Consider the following 17385-nt stretch of genomic DNA (forward strand, 5'->3'; position numbering starts at 1 on the left):
GAAATGAGTAAAAAGTCCAATAGCAAGTTGTTCAAGAAAGCCGGTAAATAAAAACACCGTTTCAATTCTTTGAAACGGTGTTCGGTATTTTGAAAAAACCTTCTTGTAGCAAGCCGGAAAAGTCAATTGATGCCATCAAGAAATTGAAAGCTTATGGCCTTTCAGCTTGATAAGGTTGATATAAAATTCCTAGTCGAGAAGTGGCGACCAGGCCGGATCGGATGCACCATTGGGTGTCGGTAACACACGTTCATTGCGTCCGGTTATATCAATCGTATAGAGCTTTGGCTGCTGCCCCTGATTTTGCCGGAAGAACATGATAACGCGACCGTTCGGTGCCCATGTCGGACCTTCATTATGGAAACCGGAAGTCAACAAACGTTCACCCTGCCCGTCGGGCTTCATGACACCGATTGAAAACTGCCCCTGCGACTGTTTGGTGAAGGCAATATAATCGCCACGAGGTGACCAGACCGGCGTTGAATAGCTGCCATCGCCGAACGAGATGCGGTGCTGGTTACTGCCATCGGTATTCATGACATAGATTTGCGGTTTTCCTCCACGGTCGGACTCAAAAACGATCTGGGTGCCATCGGGTGAATAGGAAGCCGATGTATCGATCGCCGGCGTTGTTGTAAGCCGTGTTGTCGAACGCGAACGCAAATCCATTGTGTAAAGATTGGCACTGCCATTATCTTGCAACAAACTCATAATCACCTTTTGACCATCCGGTGAAAAACGCGGTGCAATGGTCATGTTCGGAAAAGTACCGACAAGTTCACGCTGACCGGTTTCGATTTGTTGCAAATAAACCTTCGGAACATTGTTGCCGGCATAAGCCATATAGGTAATTTCCTGACGGCTTGGTGAAAAACGTGGTGTTAAAACAAGTTCACGACCGTTCGAGATATAGGTAAGGTTTGCTCCGTCCTGATCCATAATAGCAAGACGTTTGACACGTGCATTTGCTGCACCTGTTTCATCAACGAATACAATGCGTGTATCAAAATAACCTTTTTCACCGGTCATTTTCGTATAAATGGCATCGGCAATGATATGGGCAACGCGACGCCAAGTTTGCGGTGTTGCATAGAACTGGCGGCCTTCAAGCTGTTTGCCACCATAAACATCCCACAAGCGGAATTCGACCCGCAAACGCCCGTCAGCTTCTTTTGTAACACGGCCGGTTACCAAACCTTGTGCATTGATTTGCTGCCAATCGGGAAACCGCGGTTGTACATCCGGATTGGAGATACGTTCCAGAAATGACGATTTGTCAATCGGCTTGAAAAGACCGGAGCGTTCAAGGTCGGCAGTTACGACCGAGGAAATCTGTACGCCCATCTGATCACCGGCAATAAAATCGGTCACTGCAATGGGAATCGGGTTAAAATCGGCCGACGAGACAGTTCCTTTCAATTGCGCAAAAGAGGTTTGCCAGCTTAAAAATGGCAAAACCATTGACAAAAAAACAAAAATATAAAGGCGCTTATTTTTCTTAATCATCGAAGAAACCATTTTCTTTCCGTTGCCTTAAAGCATTCCACTTTACGTCTTTTTTATATCGGAATAGTAAAAATTCCGGATATTTATTTTCCAATTTCAGATTTTGAATCATGACAAGACTTGTTTGAAAAACCGTTTCCAAGCCCTTTCACATCAGATCCTTGCAGACCTTTCCAATACCTTATGACCATTTTCGAGCAACGTCTTGTTTTCTGCCGCTATCATCACTGCGATGAGATAATTTTGCCAAGCCGGAAACCGGATATGCAATCGAAAAAACCTGAACATCGAAAACTGTTTTCCGCCATTATGAAGAAATTATTTCATCAACACCATTGGCGAATAAAAAAGTCGGTTATCTCTCCTAAAGTTGTTTACTTTGTTTAATCGCGTCACAAAAATACATCGCCACAATCAGAACGAGTTGAACGGGTCGATTTTCAAATCAAATCCCTGACCCCATTTGTCATATTGGTCACGTGGCAAATCCTCGAACGGCTGACAGGCAAATATGGCCGCGCGTGTCTGATTAATCAGCAAGTCCACTTTATTGGGGTTGCCACTCATTCCGGTAATGATCGGTTCACCGACAACTTTACCTTCTATGCTCAAATTGAACTTGGCTTCGGCAACCGGATTTTCTCCGGCAACCCCGCCACCGAGGGCGGCCAATTTCAAGTTTTTGGTGATACAGCTTGTTGCCGCATTAACGAGTGTCTGACCAACATCCTGACCATTGCCGATATTTTTCTTGGCGCCAAAACCTGCAGGTCCTTGCGAACGGGCAGCACCACCGCCGGATGTGCGCGTTTTATCAATCAAGGCCTTTTCATTCATTGCCAGAATATCATCGACACTTTCACCTTTGGCTTTAACAGCAGGCTTAGGTTCTGCCGGTTTCGGTTTGGCTGTCGGCAAAGGCGCTTTTTCCGGCAAATTCGGGAAAGGATCCTTCTTCGGCTCGCTTGCAGGTTCACTCGCATCGGCCGATTCTTCCGGTTTCGGCTCTGCCTGATCCGGCTTGGAACTTTCTTCCGGCTTTTGTTCTTCTACCTTCGGTTTTTCTTCAGGTTTGGGAGTATTATCCGGCTTTGTTTCGGGCGTTTTTGTAGGCGGAACAGGATTAGGATCCGCGTCGGGTGTGCCCGAAGGCGGCGGTGTTGCATCGACATCGCGATCTTTTTCCTTGGGCTTTAATGGCGCTTCATTATCAACCTTGCCATCGCCGACATGCTCGGCATCAGGTTTTTCAACCGGTTTTGTGGTTGGTTTCGGTGCGGCTTTATTCTCTTTGGATGCTGTCAATTCGCCCTTTTGTATCGAAGTTGTTTCGGCAATCGGCACCAGAGAAACCGGCAAAGCTTCGGTTACCTCTGCATTAAAATCGGCCGGCGAGGAAAGGCTGATAAGCCCCCAGGTAAGAATCAGGGCATGTGCCGCTACCGATGTTGCCAGACCTGCTTTCATAATATCAGTTTATCGCCAATTTTACTGTTGTGGCAGACTTGCCAATGCAACATTGGTAAAGCCCGCTTTCTGAATGATTGCAAGAAGATCAAGAACCTTCTGGTATTCTACTGTTTTTGCCCCGCGAACAAAAATACGTTGCTTGGAAGCATCACCGCCTGATTCTGTAACCGCTTTCAATTTTGCAACAACTTCATCCGGCGTATCATAATATTCTTCGTTAACGGCAAGGCGCCCCTGATCGTTAATGGAAACTGTCAAAGGTTTTGTTTCGGTATTGACGGGGCCGGCTTGCGTTTTCGGTAAATCAAGCGGCACACCATTAACAAGCAATGGTGCCGAAACCATAAAAATAATCAACAGAACCAGCATCACATCAACGAATGGTGTCACGTTGATTTCACTCATCAAGCCACGACGCGGCGCACCGCCACGGCGACCACGCCGTTTTGAACCACCGGAACTTCCTACAGCCATACCCATCTCAGAATTCCTTTTAGTAAGACTGGCGAGAAGTCAATTTCTCATCGATTTGGCGGGAAAGAATGGCTGAAAATTCGTCGGCAAAGCCTTCAAGACGACCGGTGATTTTTCCCGCATCTCCCGACAATTTATTGAAAGCAATAACCGCCGGAATAGCAGCAAGAAGACCGATAGCCGTTGCCAACAAAGCTTCCGCAATACCGGGTGCGACGACAGCAAGGGATGTATTCTTCGAAGCTGCAATGGACTGGAAAGAACTCATAATACCAACAACCGTTCCGAAGAGGCCAATGAACGGACCTGCCGAGCCGACTGTTGCCAGAAACCCTAAACGTGATTCCATCCGGTCGCTTTCGCGGGCAAGTGCAACATCCATGGCTTTATCAATACGGCTTTGCAACCCCATCGGCGAGCGCGCACCCTTTTCAAGTGACTTTTTCCACTCGCGCATAGCCGCCATAAAAATGGCTCCCATGCCAAAAACCCGCCTTTCGCTCAAATTTCTATACAAGTCCTCAAGCGATTGGCCGGACCAGAAAACCTGCTCGAAACGGTTCATCGCATGACGAATGCGACTATAAGCAATCAATTTATCAATAATGATTGCCCAGCTCCAGATAGATGCCAATAGCAAGCCGATCATGACAGCTTTTACAACCCAATTGGCCTGCATGAACAGGCTCCAGATTCCTACCGACGCTGGACTCGCTAATTCTATTCCCGGCATAATGTGTTAATCCCTGAATCCAAACGCCCGGCATCTTTTCACCGGGCGGTCTTAAGCAAAATTCTTTACTTCCCGTCAAAATAACTGAAGCATCAGATTTACCGATAGACCTGCTTCACGATATTTCCCTGCTTCACGTTATTTCTATGACGTTTAAATTTGTTGAAACAAAGGCCAAAACTTGAATATTCCGGCGCGTTTGCTTCGACGATATCAATAGATAAGGATGGTTAATTTTTAGTAATAATAAGTCGGCTAATTAAAAACAAACCTGAACAGGTCAATTTTTAACGGTCTACAAGTTCAACTTTAGAGGATTAAAAAATCTGCCTTTGCGGGCACAAGACCACAAAGAAACAATATTTCATATGTTAAAAAGCAACGTTACAAAATTTATCATTTATAATGTGAAATATAAATTATTATAATTATCTATATATAATAAAAAATCGAACGCTAAATTTAACACATCATAACAAAACCGTAAAAAACTATCTATACAATTGATATATCCGAATTTTCGATAAACAAAACCCGCAATTTTTTCAAATTGCGGGGTGAAACGACTAGTTAATTTTCCAACCAATCAAGTCTGACAGCTTGACTGGTAAAAAACTCAGTTATCGTCGTGATTATCACTTTTAAGAGATGAAAGCTTGGCAAAAACCTTATCGGCATCAAGCTCTTCATCCTTGTTATCATTGATTTCAAGATTCTCGGTAGCTGATGCCGGTAATAATGTGCCGTCTTCCGGCATCACTGCCGGACGGTTCTTGGCGGCTTTTTCAACTTCTATATCAAGCTCGATTTGTGAGCAGAGCCCGAGTGTTACCGGATCCATCGGTGTCAAATTTGCCGAATTCCAGTGCGTACGATTGCGGATTTGCTCGATTGTCGATTTGGTTGTGCCGATCAAACGGGCAATCTGGGCGTCTTTCAATTCGGAATGATTGCGCACCAGCCATAAAATAGCATTCGGACGGTCCTGACGCTTTGAAAGCGGTGTATAGCGCGGTCCTTTACGTTTGTTTTCCGGAAGGCGAACTTTGGGTTCGGAAATTTTCAGGCGGTAATCATTATTCTTTTCGCCGCGTTCAATTTCATCACGCGTCAATTGACCGGTAATAATCGGATCAAGCCCTTTGATGCCTTGTGCTGATTCTCCATCGGCAATCGCTTTGACTTCCAATGGATGCAACTTGCAAAAAGCGGCGATCTGGTCAAAAGAAAGCGCCGTATTATCAACCAGCCAAACGGCTGTAGCTTTGGGCATCAATAGTTGTGTTGCCATAACATTATCCTCTCGTTCGCCCGCTCCGGTGAGGCGGGACGTGGAATAGACCACATTTTCCGGGAATTCGCCAAGCCTTATAAACCGAATTTTATAAAACGACAAGACATGAGGTGAAACTCGCAAGTCCCCTCAATCGATTTGGAGAATAATTTTGCCGATATGGGCGCTTGATTCCATGCGTTCATGGGCTTTGGCGGCTTCTGCAAGCGGAAAAACCTTATCAATAACCGGATGAACTTTTTGCGTTTCCAGGAGCGGCCAGACCTTTTCCTTTAATTGCGCGGCAATGGCAGCTTTAAACGCTGTGTCACGTGCCCGCAACGTCGAGCCGGTATGAATAAGCCGCTTTACATAAATGTAGTTGAGATTGACTGTTGCCATAGAGCCGGAAAGATTGGCAATCTGCACAATGCGCCCTTCAGGAGCAGCAATTTTGTAATTCTTGTTGACATAGTCTCCCCCGACCATATCAAGAATGACGTTGACACCTCTTTTATGGGTAAATTCCTGAGCCTTGCTCACAAAGTCCTCTGTCCGGTAATTGATTGCAAGATCGGCCCCGAGTTTCAAACAGGCTTCGCATTTTTCCGCTGTTCCTGCTGTGGCAAGCACCTTGGCACCGAAAGCTTTTGCCAATTGGATAGCTGTCGTGCCAATGCCCGAAGTGCCACCGTGAACAAGAAAAACTTCACCCGATTTCAAATGTGCGCGATCAAACACATTGCTCCAGACGGTAAAGAAAGTTTCAGGCAGCGCCGCCGCTTTTATAAAATCATAGCCATGTGGAACAGGCAAAACATTATCGGCAGCAACAGCCGCATATTCGGCATAACCTCCACCGGCAATCAGCGCCGTGACTTTGTCGCCAACCTTCCATTGTTTGACTGCACCACCAAGCTCGACAATTTCACCGGCAATCTCCAAGCCCGGTAGTGGCGAGGCTCCTTCCGGCGGCGGATAACTCCCCATCCGCTGGAAAACATCCGGACGGTTCACACCGGCTGCACGAACACGCACAAGAACTTCATTATTCTTTATGTCCGGAATGTTGACATCAACGAGTTTGAGCACTTCGGGCCCGCCTTTACCGGCAATTTCAATAGCCTTCATTGTCTTTTTCGAGACAGTCATTGTAAACCCTTTCTTCAAACTTCCGACATTCGTGCCAATCTTGCCCTGACATAACAGTCCTGCTCTGGCATTTTATGTGTAAATGTCTTTCATGACATATGGTCTTTGCCCCCGCAAAGTCTATTTCCGTGCAATTTCCTTTTATCCAGAACCATTTTTGCGTAACAAAAACTTTATGCCCCCCCTATGATATCGGGAAATTCATGTTCAATGAAGTAATAGCAAGAAATAAGGCTTAAGCCAAAAGAGTGATTGTCAAAAAAACTTGTACATTATTTTTAACGGCACATTGTACAAGTAGCCAGCGAAACTTTTGTAAAAAATTTACAAAACCGTGTTATAAAAAAACGCCTCGTTTGGTGTGAAAATACACCTTGTCCGGAAAGGGAAAATCTCCCCTTTCCTTCATGCAAGCTTCACTCAGGACAAAATAATTTTGTAACCTGTTTCAAAAAATCGATAAAACTTTAAACAATCAATTAAAACTAAAGCGTTTTGAGTTTTTCGATCTCGTCCTTGAGAGCAAGCTTCTTCCGTTTGAGTTCATTAATGGCAAGATCATCAGCCGAAGGCGAAGCCATGGCTTTGTCGATTTTTGTTTCAAGCTCCTGGTGCTTACGTTCCAAAGATGCCAGATGTGCTTCAGTTGCCATAACTATGCTCCTTATCTCTTTGATATTAACTTCATAATTCTTGCGAAGCCTTTTCTAATCGGCAAAGAATAGCTTGGCATCTTTAACATTAATTGTCGACTTTAAAATGAATTACCACAGATTTTGGCAATTAAACATTTTCGCAATTTTTCTTTCGTGGTATAGGCGAAAAAATGACGATGGGCGACAACAATGCCCGATGAACAAGCCCATGCAAAATAGGACGGCCGCTAAATGTCTGAACAGGAACAGGTTGATGTCAAATTGGCTGTTGCAAAATTGAAGCAGGAACATGCAGATTATGATGCAGCAATTGACGCAATGATAAAAACAGGCTGTGACCAGTTACAAATCCAGCGAATGAAGAAAAAGAAACTGGCGATTAAAGATCAACTGCAAAAGCTCGAAGATCGTATTATTCCCGACATTATTGCATAAAAACTATGACAGGAAAAAATATGGGCACGAAAACACATGATGTTGCCATTATTATGGGCAGCCAATCCGATTGGGAAACAATGCGCCATGCTGCTGAAACGCTAAAAAGTCTCGGCATCAGTTATGAAGCAAGAATCGTTTCGGCTCATCGCACTCCTGATCGCTTGTATAATTTTGCCAAAGGCGCCAAAAAGGCCGGTTTCAAGATTATTATTGCCGGTGCCGGAGGCGCTGCCCATTTGCCGGGAATGACTGCCGCAATGACCAGTCTTCCGGTATTTGGTGTTCCGGTACAGTCGCGCGCATTATCGGGACAGGATTCGCTTCTTTCCATTGTGCAAATGCCGGCGGGTGTGCCGGTCGGAACACTTGCCATCGGAAAATCGGGTGCCATCAATGCCGCACTCCTTGCCGCTTCTGTTCTTGCCCTTTCTGACAAAGCCCTTGCCGGTCGGCTTGATGAATGGCGAGCCAATCAAACGGCCAGTGTTTCGGAATTTCCCATCGATGAGGTGAAAAAATGAAAAATCTTGAACCAGGAGATACAATCGGCATTATCGGTGGTGGGCAGCTTGCCCGTATGATGGCAAGTGCCGCTGCACGGCTTGGATTTCATACAATTATTCTTGAGCCGACACCAGATTGTCCGGCCGCCCAAACAGCCAATCGTCAAATTGTTGCAAATTATGATGATGAAAAAGCGCTGGATGAACTCGCCAATTTATCCGATGTGATCACTTACGAATTCGAGAATGTTCCGGCACGTGCCGTTGACCGGCTTGCCAAGAAAGCCACTGTTTTGCCAAAACCGGCAGCACTCGAAGTTTCTCAGGATCGCTTTACCGAAAAGAAATTTCTGAATGACAGCGGAATTAAAACGGCTCCGTGGTTTCTCGTCGACGATCGTCAAATGCTGATTGCCGGTCTCGGCAATGTTGGCGGCAAAGGCATTCTGAAGTCACGCCGATTCGGTTATGATGGCAAAGGGCAGGTGCGGCTTGATAATCCGGATGAAAAAGAAATTGACAAAGCCCTTGCCGATATCGGCAATGTGCCTGCCATTCTTGAAGGATTTGTTCCGTTCAAAAAAGAAATATCGGTGATTGCCGCACGTGACTTTAATGGCAATATTGCCTTTTATGACTGCCCTGAAAATGTTCACCGTGATGGAATTTTAAGGACATCGACCGTTCCTGCCTCTATCGACAAAAAAACCATCGAGGCAGCGCAAAAGGCTGCAAAAACAGTTCTTCACGAACTTGATTATATCGGTGTGATCGGAGTGGAATTTTTTGTTCTCAAAGATGGCTCTGTCTTGGCCAATGAATTGGCACCACGCGTTCACAATTCCGGCCACTGGACAGAAGCTGCCTGCCTTATCTCGCAATTCGAGCAGCATATACGTGCAGTCGCCGGTCTTCCTTTGGGGAAAACAACGCGGCATAGCAATTGTGTGATGGAAAATCTGATCGGCGAAGATGTGAAACGCTTGCCCGATCTGTTGGCGGAACCGCAAACTTTCATCGACCTTTACGGGAAAGCGGACATAAGAGCGGGAAGAAAAATGGGGCACATTATAAGACTGACCGGTCGTGCCGAATAACAGCAAAACGACAGGCTTGAACGTCTCCAAAGCGTGATTCTTGATAGAGTTTGACAATGGAAACACTATTTTTGCGTGATTTAGAGTTGACAAACCCTCTATCGTCAGGCTATTTGACCGACGAAATTCAAGCCCGATTATGGGTCCAATCCTTTTACCCGGCGACGGGTTATACAAACGGTGATTGAAATGAAAATTAAAAATTCGCTCAGAGCGCTCAAGGGTCGTCACCGCGACAACCGCATGGTTCGCCGCAAAGGTCGTATTTACATTATCAATAAGACCAACCCGCGTTTTAAAGCCCGTCAGGGTTGATTATTCGATATATGATTTAAAAAGGCTCCATTATGGGGCCTTTTTTATTTTGCACTATATTCCACCATTGCTTCAATTCCCTCATCATTATAATATTGCTGCCATAATATGCGGCGGGCGTTGAAAAACAAAATCATCTGTCGCGGACTTCATGTGACAAAGAAAAACGGCCCTGACACAGGAAATCATGATGAATAAATGGAAAATTCGTTTTTTCATAATTTCTCTGTCCATTATAACGGCTGTGTCGCCCGCTACAGTGTTTTCTCAAGGCTTGCCGGAACTTCCACCACAAGAAGACCCTGATTCTCCGCCATTATCACCGGAAGATATGATTCCCGACAAACCGTCACGGGAAGAAGCATTACCCGATCTTGGAAAAGATCAGAATGCAGCACAAAAAAAGCAGGCTGAACTTGACCACTTGCTTGCTGTTTTGAAAAGAACCGCCAATCAAAAGGAAGCGGCAAAAATCAGTCGCCAGATTCAAGGCCTATGGTCGCAATCGGGAAGTGATACGATTGATCTTCTTATGCAATGGGCTGAAGATGGTATTAACCAGCAAGACTATGCCAGGGCGCTCGATTTTCTTGATAATGTGGTGGCCTTGCAGCCCGATTATGCTGAAGGATGGGCGCGTCGTGCAGTAGTTCATGTGCAATTGAATGACTTGACGCTCGCAATGAGTGATCTTCACCGCTCGCTTTCATTGGAACCCAGAAATTACAATGCCCTGTTTCTCGTCGGGTCGATTCTGGAAATGACCGGACGAAATAAACTTGCGCTACACGCCTATGAAGATGCCTTGAAAATTTACCCGCAAATGCAACGCGCGCAAAAACGTGTTGGCGACATTCTTGAAGAACAAACCGGACGGGCTATCTGATTTCTTCAAAGATTTAGGGATTTAAATAAAACTTGCAAATTAAGTTTCAAAAACCTGATTGTGGACTGGTAACAAGTCGGGACTTAACCTATATTGGCCGAGGCGTTCTGCTCTTCTCGACAGGAATAACTGCATCCCCGGGGCCTTATTGATCTCTAAGGGAGCTGTCCCTGATTAGGCTCGTGGGCCTTTTCATATGGCGCCCACCTACGTTGTAGGTTTCCCGGGATCAAATACATTCCACCGGTTGCTGCGGATCGCCACTTTCTTCTCTCAAATTGTTTAGGGCATAAACGATAATCAGTTTATCCTTTTAAGCCATAGCCCATTTCGATTTTGAGCTGCCCTTCTCTTCCTGCTTCAAATTTATCTTTTCACATCGAACTTACAATCATCTTCAAATTGTTTCGATCAATGATCGCAATTTCTGCCCCTTGCCGATCTTTGTGAGGATTTGTGATGATTAAAGAAGCCATGGCGGTTATCGTCACGATTTAAAGGTTTCCACTGTTCTCTTGATAAGATTTTTCAAAACAGCTTTGACAAAACCGGATGATCGTCCATTATCGTTAAAGTTAATCCGGATTTTAACAATAAATTGCAGAGCAGCTTTGAAGAAATAAACGGAAGTGGAAGACGTTTCTCGCAAGATGACCAACAACAAAAAAACGCTTCGACAGGAAGCACTGGCAAGACGTGACCGGATGCGGCAAGAACAGCGCGTTATCATTTCGCAAAAACTCGTCGATGAGCTTCAAAAGCTGCTTGCCATTTTAAAAGGCAAAACTGTTGCAGGTTTCTGGCCGATCAAAAGCGAAATTGACCCGCGCCCGATTATGTTGGCACTGAAAGAACATGGATTTAAACTGGCTCTACCTGCCATTATCGATAAAACAACAATGGTTTTCCGAATTTTTGAAGATGAGGGAAAACTCGTTGATATGGGGTTTGGTACAGTGGGGCCATCCGAAGACGCGCAAATTGTTACGCCGGAAACACTCCTCGTTCCGCTTTCGGCTTTTGACAGCAAAGGAAACAGGATCGGTTATGGTGCCGGTTACTATGATCGGGCAATTGCAAGCATGAGGGAAAACGGGCATAACCCTTTATTGATAGGACTTGCTTTTGATTGTCAGGAAGTTCCATCAATACCGGCCGAGCCACACGATCAAAAATTGGCAATGATACTCACCGAAAGTGGTTTAAGATCGTTTTGAAGAGATGTTTAGAGTAGAATTATGAGATTTTTATTTTTAGGTGACATGGTTGGCAAATCCGGCCGCACGGCAGTGTTCCAGAAGCTTCCGGGCCTGATATCAAGTCTTAAACTCGACTTTGTTGTCGTTAACGGCGAAAACGCAGCTTCCGGTTTTGGCATTACCGAAAAAATCTATAATGAAACACTGGAAGCCGGTGCAAATGTTGTAACCACCGGTAACCATGCGTTTGACCAGAAAGAAACTTTAAATTATGCCGATCATGCCGACCGGTTTTTAAGACCTGCAAATTTCCCGAAAGGAACGGCAGGCAAAGGTTCGGGTGTCTATATAGCAAAAAACGGTGCGCGTGTGCTTGTTGCCAATGTTATGGGACGGGTATTCATGCATCCCGATCTTGACGATCCGTTCGAGGCAGCCGAACGCATTGTCGGCGAATGTCCGCTCGGCGAGCAGGCCGATGCTGTGATTTTTGATTTCCATGCCGAAGCCACAAGCGAAAAACAATGTTTTGGCCATTTTCTTGATGGTCGCGCCAGTGTGGTGGTGGGCACCCATACCCATGTTCCGACAGCCGATTATCAGATTTTTAACAGCGGCACAGCCTTCATGTCGGATGCCGGTATGTGTGGTGATTATGATTCGTCGCTCGGCATGGATAAAGAAGAGCCGCTTAACCGTTTTGTTACAAAAATATCGCGTGGCCGCTATGAACCGGCAAGTGGCCCCGCCACTATTTGCGGGCTGGCTGTTGAAATTTCCGACCGCACAGGACTTGCAGAAAAAGTATCCGCCTTGCGGCTTGGACCGCGATTGGAAGAATGCTTGCCGGATTTTTGGTGAAAGACGGGCAACTCTTTACCTTTTCACTCGTTTTCCGTATAAGGCGCTCATTCAGATTTTTATTAGAACATTGTCCGACAGGATACTTCGATCATTCCAAGGCTCGCTGTCGGTGAAAACCGAAAGGTGATCTATGTCAGGCCATTCACAGTTTAAGAATATTATGCATCGCAAAGGTCGTCAGGATGCGATGCGCTCGAAGATGTTTTCCAAACTCGCCCGCGAAATTACAGTTGCGGCCAAGCTTGGTGTGCCGGATCCTGCGATGAATGCCCGTCTACGCTTGGCTGTGCAAAATGCGAGAGCCCAGTCCATGCCGAAAGACAACATCGAACGGGCGATTAAAAAGGCTGCCGGTAATGATAGCGAAAATTATGAAGAAGTCCGCTACGAGGGTTACGGCCCGGCCGGTGTTGCAGTTATTGTCGAAGCTTTGACAGATAATCGCAACCGTACTGCCTCCAATGTTCGTGCCGCATTCACCAAAGCGGGTGGCGCATTGGGTGAAACAGGTTCGGTCGGCTTCATGTTCAATCGCGTTGGCGAAATTGTTTATAAACCGGAAGCCGGTGACGCGGATAAAGTTATGGAAGCAGCTATTGAAGCCGGTGCCGATGATGTCCAGTCTGATGAAGATGGCCACGTCATTACCTGTGCTTTTGAAAATGTCGGCGAAGTTTCCAAAGCACTTGAAGCAGCACTCGGTGAAGCCGAATCGGTCAAAGTCGTCTGGAAGCCGACAACAACAACGCCGATTGATGAAGAAAAAGCCGAATCGGTTCTTCGTCTGATTTCCACTTTGGAAGAAGATGAAGACGTCCAAAACGTCTATGCCAATTTCGAGGTGAGTGACGAAGTCATGGCAAAGCTTGCCGCCGAATAAGTTTATTCTTGAAGTTTCCAATTGAATTGTTCCGGCTTTCGGGTGTTTTTTAAACTCCCGCAAGCCGGTTTTTTATTGAGGCGGCGAATTTATTTTCCGTTCTCCGGATTTATTCACCTCTTCAAAAACCATTTGTTTGTTGAAAAGTAGGTTTTTCAGGAACGGACTTTTTATCGGGCTGTTTGTTATTTTTTCGTGCTTTTATCTTCTTCTCTACCATTTGAACAAAAGCTTTCGGCTAAGGTTCAAGACGGGCAGTTGGAAAATTGTCACTATCCCGATAACTGTGATGTTTAAAAAAATAAAAAACCCGCCGGATTGGCGGGTTTTAAAGGGAAATAGAAACTTATTAAAGGCCGAGATTGCCAAAACGGTTTTTGAACTTGGAAACACGACCACCGCGATCAACGAGAGTCTGTGAACCACCAGTCCATGCCGGATGTGTTCTCGGATCAATATCAAGATTCATGGTATCACCCTCTTTGCCCCATGTGGAGCGGGTGAAATACTCGGTGCCATCTGTCATCACAACCTTGATGGTGTGGTAATCGGGATGAATATCAGCTTTCATGACGCGAACTTCCTGCTTCTAACGGTAACGAACGGTTACATGGTGTATTTTCATGATGCCATCCGTTCATCAATTTGGTAAACAAAGCCCGGGCATGGCCGGACTTTGATAAAAATCTGGTGTTGCCTATACAACAGCACGAACGATAGCACAAGGGCACAATAGAATATGGATAAGAAGAACAGCATGGAAAATGGCGAAAAAAGACTATCTGCCCCGAAAAAACATAGCTTGCGTCCATTATCAGCACTGCAACCTTATGTATTCCGTTATAAAAAACTTGCCTTTTCGGCTGCTGTTTCTTTGATTGTTGCAGCCCTTGTTATGTTGGCTCTTCCCATCGCTATCCGCCGTATGCTCGATCATGGCTTTAGTTTAAGCAACGGCACCATGATCAATTCCTATTTTGCGGTGCTGTTTTTGCTTGCTGCAATTCTGGCTCTTGCTTCAGCCGGACGTTATTATTCGGTGATTACTTTGGGAGAACATGTGGTGGCGGATCTCCGGCGTGATGTTTTTTCCCATATTATCAACCTGTCACCGGAATTTTTCGATAAATCCCGTTCCGGTGAAATTATCTCGCGCTTATCTGCTGATACAACGCAAGTAAAATCGGCTGTCGGTGCTACAGCTTCGGTTTTCTTACGCAATATTATCATGGCTGTTGGCGCCATTATCATGATGATTGTGACCAGTCCGAAACTGTCGGCAATGGTGCTTGTGGCAATTCCCATTGTTGTTATTCCGCTTATTGTTTTCGGCCGCAAAGTGCGCAAAAGAACCCGCCTCGCACAAGACCACCTTGCCGATGCGACAGCACTTGCTTCCGAACAGGTGAGCGCTATCCGCACCATTCAGGCTTTTACGGCAGAAAAAAGTGTCAATAAGCGGTTTTCTCAACTGATCGAACGAGCTTTCCAATCGGCACGCGGCTCCATTCTGTCGCGCGCGTTTTTAACCGCTTTTGCCATTTTCCTTGTCTTTGGCAGCGTTGTAGCGGTGTTATGGATTGGCTCGAACGATGTCTTGAATAAAACCATGACAGCCGGAACATTGGGGCAATTCGTGCTCTATGCGGTTTTCGGTGCTAGCGCATTCGGCCAATTATCGGAAGTTGGCGCCGAGCTTGCACAGGCAACAGGCGCGGCCGAAAGACTTGCCGAACTGCTTGTTGAAAAAACAGCAATTACCGTTCCCGCCTCCCCGTTAAAACTGCCTGAACCGGCACGGGGTGCAATCAACTTCAATCATGTCGAATTTGCCTATCCAACCAGAAAATCACAACCTGTCTTGCACAATTTGACATTTTCGATCAAAGCCGGAGAGACGGTTGCCTTTGTCGGCCCCTCCGGCGGCGGCAAAAGTACAATTTTTTCATTGATTTTGCGGTTTTATGATCCCGATAGCGGCAATATTACTTTCGATGGGACGGAAATTTCCAAAGTCAAGCTTGAGGATTTACGCTCGCGTATTGCCTATGTACCGCAGGATGTCGCCATTTTTGATGGAACTTTGCGGGAAAATATCGCCTTTGGTAATCCTTTGGCCGATAATAAAGCTATTGAAGAAGCGGCCGAGGCTGCCCATGCACTCGACTTCATTCATAATTTGAAAGACGGTTTTGAAACTGAAGTCGGCGAGCGCGGCATTACCCTTTCAGGCGGGCAGAAGCAACGTATAGCCATTGCACGTGCAATTTTGCGCAATGCGCCGCTTCTTTTGCTTGACGAAGCGACATCTGCACTCGACGCAGAAAACGAGATGCTTGTACAAAGAGCGCTTGAAGGATTAATGAAAAATCGCACAACACTGGTTATCGCCCACCGTTTGGCAACAGTTTTGAAAGCCGACAGAATTGTTGTTCTTGATAAAGGTGCTATTGTCGAAGAAGGTACACATGACGAACTTGTTGCTCAAAACGGCCTTTATGCGCGTTTGGCAAAACTACAATTCTCGCATTGACGACAATTCAGAGAAAAGAAAATACAGGGATTAGAAAACAGGCCATATTATGGTTCAGATTCGCGTTGAGCCCAAAATTGACGGCGTTTCGGGTTGGTTTGCCACATCGCCCGATCACGACCAGACGATTGGCAAAAGCTTTGAAGACAATAAAGACTTTGATTTTGTGATTATCGGAGCAGGCTTTATCGGCCTTTCCTTGGCTCATCGGCTCTCCGAACGACAACCGGATGCCAAGATTGCGGTCATTGATGCGCTTAAAGTTGGCGAAGGCACTTCGGGGCGGAATGCCGGCTTTATCATTGATGTCCCTCACAATGTGGATGGCGGCAAAACAACCCCCGATCATGACCGGCGGCTTTATGCATTGAATAAATTTTCCATAAAGCGTTTGCGTGATTTTAAAGACCGTTTTGCTATTTCCTGTGACTGGCAGGAAAGCGGTAAATATATGGCCGCCCATGAAACGAGCAACCTCGGCAATCTTGACCATTTTGCCGAACAACTCAAAAATGACGGGTTTGATTATCAGGATATTGCTGGAGACGATTTAGCGAAACGATTGGGAACTACCTATTATCAACGGGCAATCTATACACCGGGCAATGTTCTTGTTAATCCTGCCGCACTTATCCGTGGTATTGCCAAAGCCTTGCCACCATCTGTCAGCCTTTTCGAACAAACACCCGTTACAGAAATCACTTATGGTTCAAAGCATGTGATTAGAACCACCCGCGGGCGTATTACGGCAAAATTTATCTTCGAGGCAGGCAATATTTTTAACAGTGAATTCGGCTATGAAAAGCACCGTCTTGCACCTGTTTACACTTATGCCAGCCTGACGAAACCGCTTGAGGCTGATGATTTGGAAAAGCATTTTTCCAATGTAAAACCTTGGGGCATCACCTCGGCTCATCCGGCAGGAACGACAGTGCGCTATACACCAGACCACCGCATCTTTATTCGTAATATATTGCGTTTTGCCCCGACATTGACGACTTCAAAAGATGATCTCGACTTTGCCTTGACCCACCATAGGCGTTCGTTCGAGAACCGTTTCCCTATGCTTTCCCATATCCCGTTTGAATACACCTGGGGCGGAATGATTGCCGTTACGCTTAACCAGAATTATGTTTTCCATAAACCTGCCGAAAACATCATGGTTTTGAATGGCTGTAACGGCGTTGGCGTAGCAAAAGGCACATATCTCGGTGTTTGCGCGGCGGACTTTATTTCTGGTGACGATAATGAAGAAATCCGCTTCATTCGCGAGAACAGTCATCCGAGCTTTATTATTCCCGATCCGATCCGTTCGCTTGTTGCCCGATACCGTTTGAAAAAGGAACAAGCCGCTGCTGGTGGTGATTTATGAAGTGAGAACATCTCAAGCGAAACAAGTATGTGCA

The 17385-nt window shown here is 45.8% G+C and carries 18 protein-coding genes and 1 other RNA gene; 11 read left to right on the forward strand and 8 right to left on the reverse strand.

The window, feature by feature from the left end; all coding sequences use genetic code 11:
- Positions 1 to 189: 189 nt before the first annotated feature.
- The 7 genes from tolB to BBC0178_RS10560 form a co-directional block, all read right to left on the reverse strand.
- Entirely contained in the window at positions 190 to 1461 is a 1272-nt protein-coding gene (gene tolB, locus BBC0178_RS10530) for a Tol-Pal system beta propeller repeat protein TolB (RefSeq protein WP_225868017.1), read from the reverse strand.
- Between the two features lie 459 nt (positions 1462 to 1920).
- The gene (locus BBC0178_RS10535) at positions 1921 to 2973 is read right to left on the reverse strand and encodes a hypothetical protein (protein ID WP_078040133.1); all 1053 of its coding nucleotides are present in this window, start codon (positions 2971 to 2973) and stop codon (positions 1921 to 1923) included.
- Positions 2974 to 2994: 21 nt separating this feature from the next.
- Positions 2995 to 3456 carry a protein TolR gene (gene tolR / locus BBC0178_RS10540; RefSeq protein WP_077972976.1) on the reverse strand — a complete coding sequence of 154 codons (462 nt, stop codon included), beginning with the start codon at positions 3454 to 3456 and terminating at the stop codon, positions 2995 to 2997.
- 13 nt (positions 3457 to 3469) lie between these two features.
- Positions 3470 to 4183, reverse strand: coding sequence for a protein TolQ (gene tolQ, locus BBC0178_RS10545; RefSeq protein WP_077972977.1), 714 nt, complete (start codon positions 4181 to 4183; stop codon positions 3470 to 3472).
- 616 nt (positions 4184 to 4799) lie between these two features.
- On the reverse strand, positions 4800 to 5474 hold the full coding sequence (locus BBC0178_RS10550; RefSeq protein ID WP_078040461.1) for a DUF1013 domain-containing protein: 675 nt from the start codon (positions 5472 to 5474) through the stop codon (positions 4800 to 4802).
- A gap of 132 nt (positions 5475 to 5606) precedes the next feature.
- Positions 5607 to 6608, reverse strand: a complete 1002-nt coding sequence (locus BBC0178_RS10555) for an NAD(P)H-quinone oxidoreductase (RefSeq protein ID WP_078040134.1) — start codon at positions 6606 to 6608, stop codon at positions 5607 to 5609.
- A gap of 485 nt (positions 6609 to 7093) precedes the next feature.
- Entirely contained in the window at positions 7094 to 7261 is a 168-nt protein-coding gene (locus BBC0178_RS10560; protein ID WP_077972984.1) for a YdcH family protein, read from the reverse strand.
- Positions 7262 to 7495: 234 nt separating this feature from the next.
- Here BBC0178_RS10560 and BBC0178_RS10565 point away from each other — a divergent pair, with 234 nt between their 5' ends.
- The 9 genes from BBC0178_RS10565 to BBC0178_RS10605 all read left to right on the forward strand — a co-directional run bounded on the left by BBC0178_RS10565 (position 7496) and on the right by BBC0178_RS10605 (position 13446).
- A complete protein-coding gene (locus BBC0178_RS10565; protein WP_077972986.1) occupies positions 7496 to 7699 on the forward strand; it encodes a YdcH family protein in 204 nt (67 codons plus the stop codon).
- A gap of 20 nt (positions 7700 to 7719) precedes the next feature.
- A complete protein-coding gene (gene purE, locus BBC0178_RS10570; protein ID WP_078040462.1) occupies positions 7720 to 8223 on the forward strand; it encodes a 5-(carboxyamino)imidazole ribonucleotide mutase in 504 nt (167 codons plus the stop codon).
- Positions 8220 to 9302, forward strand: coding sequence for a 5-(carboxyamino)imidazole ribonucleotide synthase (locus BBC0178_RS10575; RefSeq protein WP_078040135.1), 1083 nt, complete (start codon positions 8220 to 8222; stop codon positions 9300 to 9302). Before purE ends, BBC0178_RS10575 begins: the two co-directional genes overlap by 4 nt.
- 189 nt (positions 9303 to 9491) lie before the next feature.
- A complete protein-coding gene (ykgO, locus tag BBC0178_RS10580; RefSeq protein ID WP_075869311.1) occupies positions 9492 to 9617 on the forward strand; it encodes a type B 50S ribosomal protein L36 in 126 nt (41 codons plus the stop codon).
- 187 nt (positions 9618 to 9804) lie between these two features.
- Complete coding sequence (locus BBC0178_RS10585; protein ID WP_078040136.1) at positions 9805 to 10503, forward strand: tetratricopeptide repeat protein; 699 nt, start codon at positions 9805 to 9807, stop codon at positions 10501 to 10503.
- Positions 10504 to 10604: 101 nt separating this feature from the next.
- Positions 10605 to 10766, forward strand: a non-coding RNA gene (gene ssrS / locus BBC0178_RS10590) — 6S RNA.
- Positions 10767 to 11132: 366 nt separating this feature from the next.
- Complete coding sequence (locus tag BBC0178_RS10595) at positions 11133 to 11720, forward strand: 5-formyltetrahydrofolate cyclo-ligase (protein WP_335617866.1); 588 nt, start codon at positions 11133 to 11135, stop codon at positions 11718 to 11720.
- Between the two features lie 21 nt (positions 11721 to 11741).
- Positions 11742 to 12563, forward strand: a complete 822-nt coding sequence (locus BBC0178_RS10600) for a TIGR00282 family metallophosphoesterase (protein ID WP_078040138.1) — start codon at positions 11742 to 11744, stop codon at positions 12561 to 12563.
- A gap of 133 nt (positions 12564 to 12696) precedes the next feature.
- A complete protein-coding gene (locus tag BBC0178_RS10605) occupies positions 12697 to 13446 on the forward strand; it encodes a YebC/PmpR family DNA-binding transcriptional regulator (protein WP_078040139.1) in 750 nt (249 codons plus the stop codon).
- A gap of 349 nt (positions 13447 to 13795) precedes the next feature.
- Here BBC0178_RS10605 and rpmE read toward each other — a convergent pair whose 3' ends face one another.
- A complete protein-coding gene (gene rpmE, locus BBC0178_RS10610; RefSeq protein WP_075869314.1) occupies positions 13796 to 14017 on the reverse strand; it encodes a 50S ribosomal protein L31 in 222 nt (73 codons plus the stop codon).
- A gap of 168 nt (positions 14018 to 14185) precedes the next feature.
- Between rpmE and BBC0178_RS10615 the strand changes: the two genes are divergently transcribed.
- Both BBC0178_RS10615 and BBC0178_RS10620 read left to right on the forward strand, forming a co-directional pair.
- The gene (locus tag BBC0178_RS10615) at positions 14186 to 15979 is read left to right on the forward strand and encodes an ABC transporter transmembrane domain-containing protein (protein WP_078040140.1); all 1794 of its coding nucleotides are present in this window, start codon (positions 14186 to 14188) and stop codon (positions 15977 to 15979) included.
- Between the two features lie 49 nt (positions 15980 to 16028).
- Positions 16029 to 17351 carry an NAD(P)/FAD-dependent oxidoreductase gene (locus BBC0178_RS10620; protein ID WP_078040141.1) on the forward strand — a complete coding sequence of 441 codons (1323 nt, stop codon included), beginning with the start codon at positions 16029 to 16031 and terminating at the stop codon, positions 17349 to 17351.
- Positions 17352 to 17385: the final 34 nt, after the last annotated feature.

The organism is Ditibartonella apihabitans, assembly GCF_002007485.1.
Lineage (GTDB): Bacteria > Pseudomonadota > Alphaproteobacteria > Rhizobiales > Rhizobiaceae > Bartonella > Bartonella apihabitans.

Bases quoted from the DNA above. Each gene is read 5' to 3' on its own strand.
- tolB (WP_225868017.1), bottom strand. From the start codon at position 1,461: ATGGTTTTGCCATTTTTAAGCTGGCAAACCTCTTTTGCGCAATTGAAA.
- BBC0178_RS10535 (WP_078040133.1), bottom strand. From the start codon at position 2,973: ATGAAAGCAGGTCTGGCAACATCGGTAGCGGCACATGCCCTGATTCTT.
- tolR (WP_077972976.1), bottom strand. From the start codon at position 3,456: ATGGGTATGGCTGTAGGAAGTTCCGGTGGTTCAAAACGGCGTGGTCGC.
- tolQ (WP_077972977.1), bottom strand. From the start codon at position 4,183: ATGCCGGGAATAGAATTAGCGAGTCCAGCGTCGGTAGGAATCTGGAGC.
- BBC0178_RS10550 (WP_078040461.1), bottom strand. From the start codon at position 5,474: ATGGCAACACAACTATTGATGCCCAAAGCTACAGCCGTTTGGCTGGTT.
- BBC0178_RS10555 (WP_078040134.1), bottom strand. From the start codon at position 6,608: ATGACTGTCTCGAAAAAGACAATGAAGGCTATTGAAATTGCCGGTAAA.
- BBC0178_RS10560 (WP_077972984.1), bottom strand. From the start codon at position 7,261: ATGGCAACTGAAGCACATCTGGCATCTTTGGAACGTAAGCACCAGGAG.
- BBC0178_RS10565 (WP_077972986.1), top strand. From the start codon at position 7,496: ATGTCTGAACAGGAACAGGTTGATGTCAAATTGGCTGTTGCAAAATTG.
- purE (WP_078040462.1), top strand. From the start codon at position 7,720: ATGGGCACGAAAACACATGATGTTGCCATTATTATGGGCAGCCAATCC.
- BBC0178_RS10575 (WP_078040135.1), top strand. From the start codon at position 8,220: ATGAAAAATCTTGAACCAGGAGATACAATCGGCATTATCGGTGGTGGG.
- ykgO (WP_075869311.1), top strand. From the start codon at position 9,492: ATGAAAATTAAAAATTCGCTCAGAGCGCTCAAGGGTCGTCACCGCGAC.
- BBC0178_RS10585 (WP_078040136.1), top strand. From the start codon at position 9,805: ATGATGAATAAATGGAAAATTCGTTTTTTCATAATTTCTCTGTCCATT.
- BBC0178_RS10600 (WP_078040138.1), top strand. From the start codon at position 11,742: ATGAGATTTTTATTTTTAGGTGACATGGTTGGCAAATCCGGCCGCACG.
- BBC0178_RS10605 (WP_078040139.1), top strand. From the start codon at position 12,697: ATGTCAGGCCATTCACAGTTTAAGAATATTATGCATCGCAAAGGTCGT.
- rpmE (WP_075869314.1), bottom strand. From the start codon at position 14,017: ATGAAAGCTGATATTCATCCCGATTACCACACCATCAAGGTTGTGATG.
- BBC0178_RS10615 (WP_078040140.1), top strand. From the start codon at position 14,186: ATGGATAAGAAGAACAGCATGGAAAATGGCGAAAAAAGACTATCTGCC.
- BBC0178_RS10620 (WP_078040141.1), top strand. From the start codon at position 16,029: ATGGTTCAGATTCGCGTTGAGCCCAAAATTGACGGCGTTTCGGGTTGG.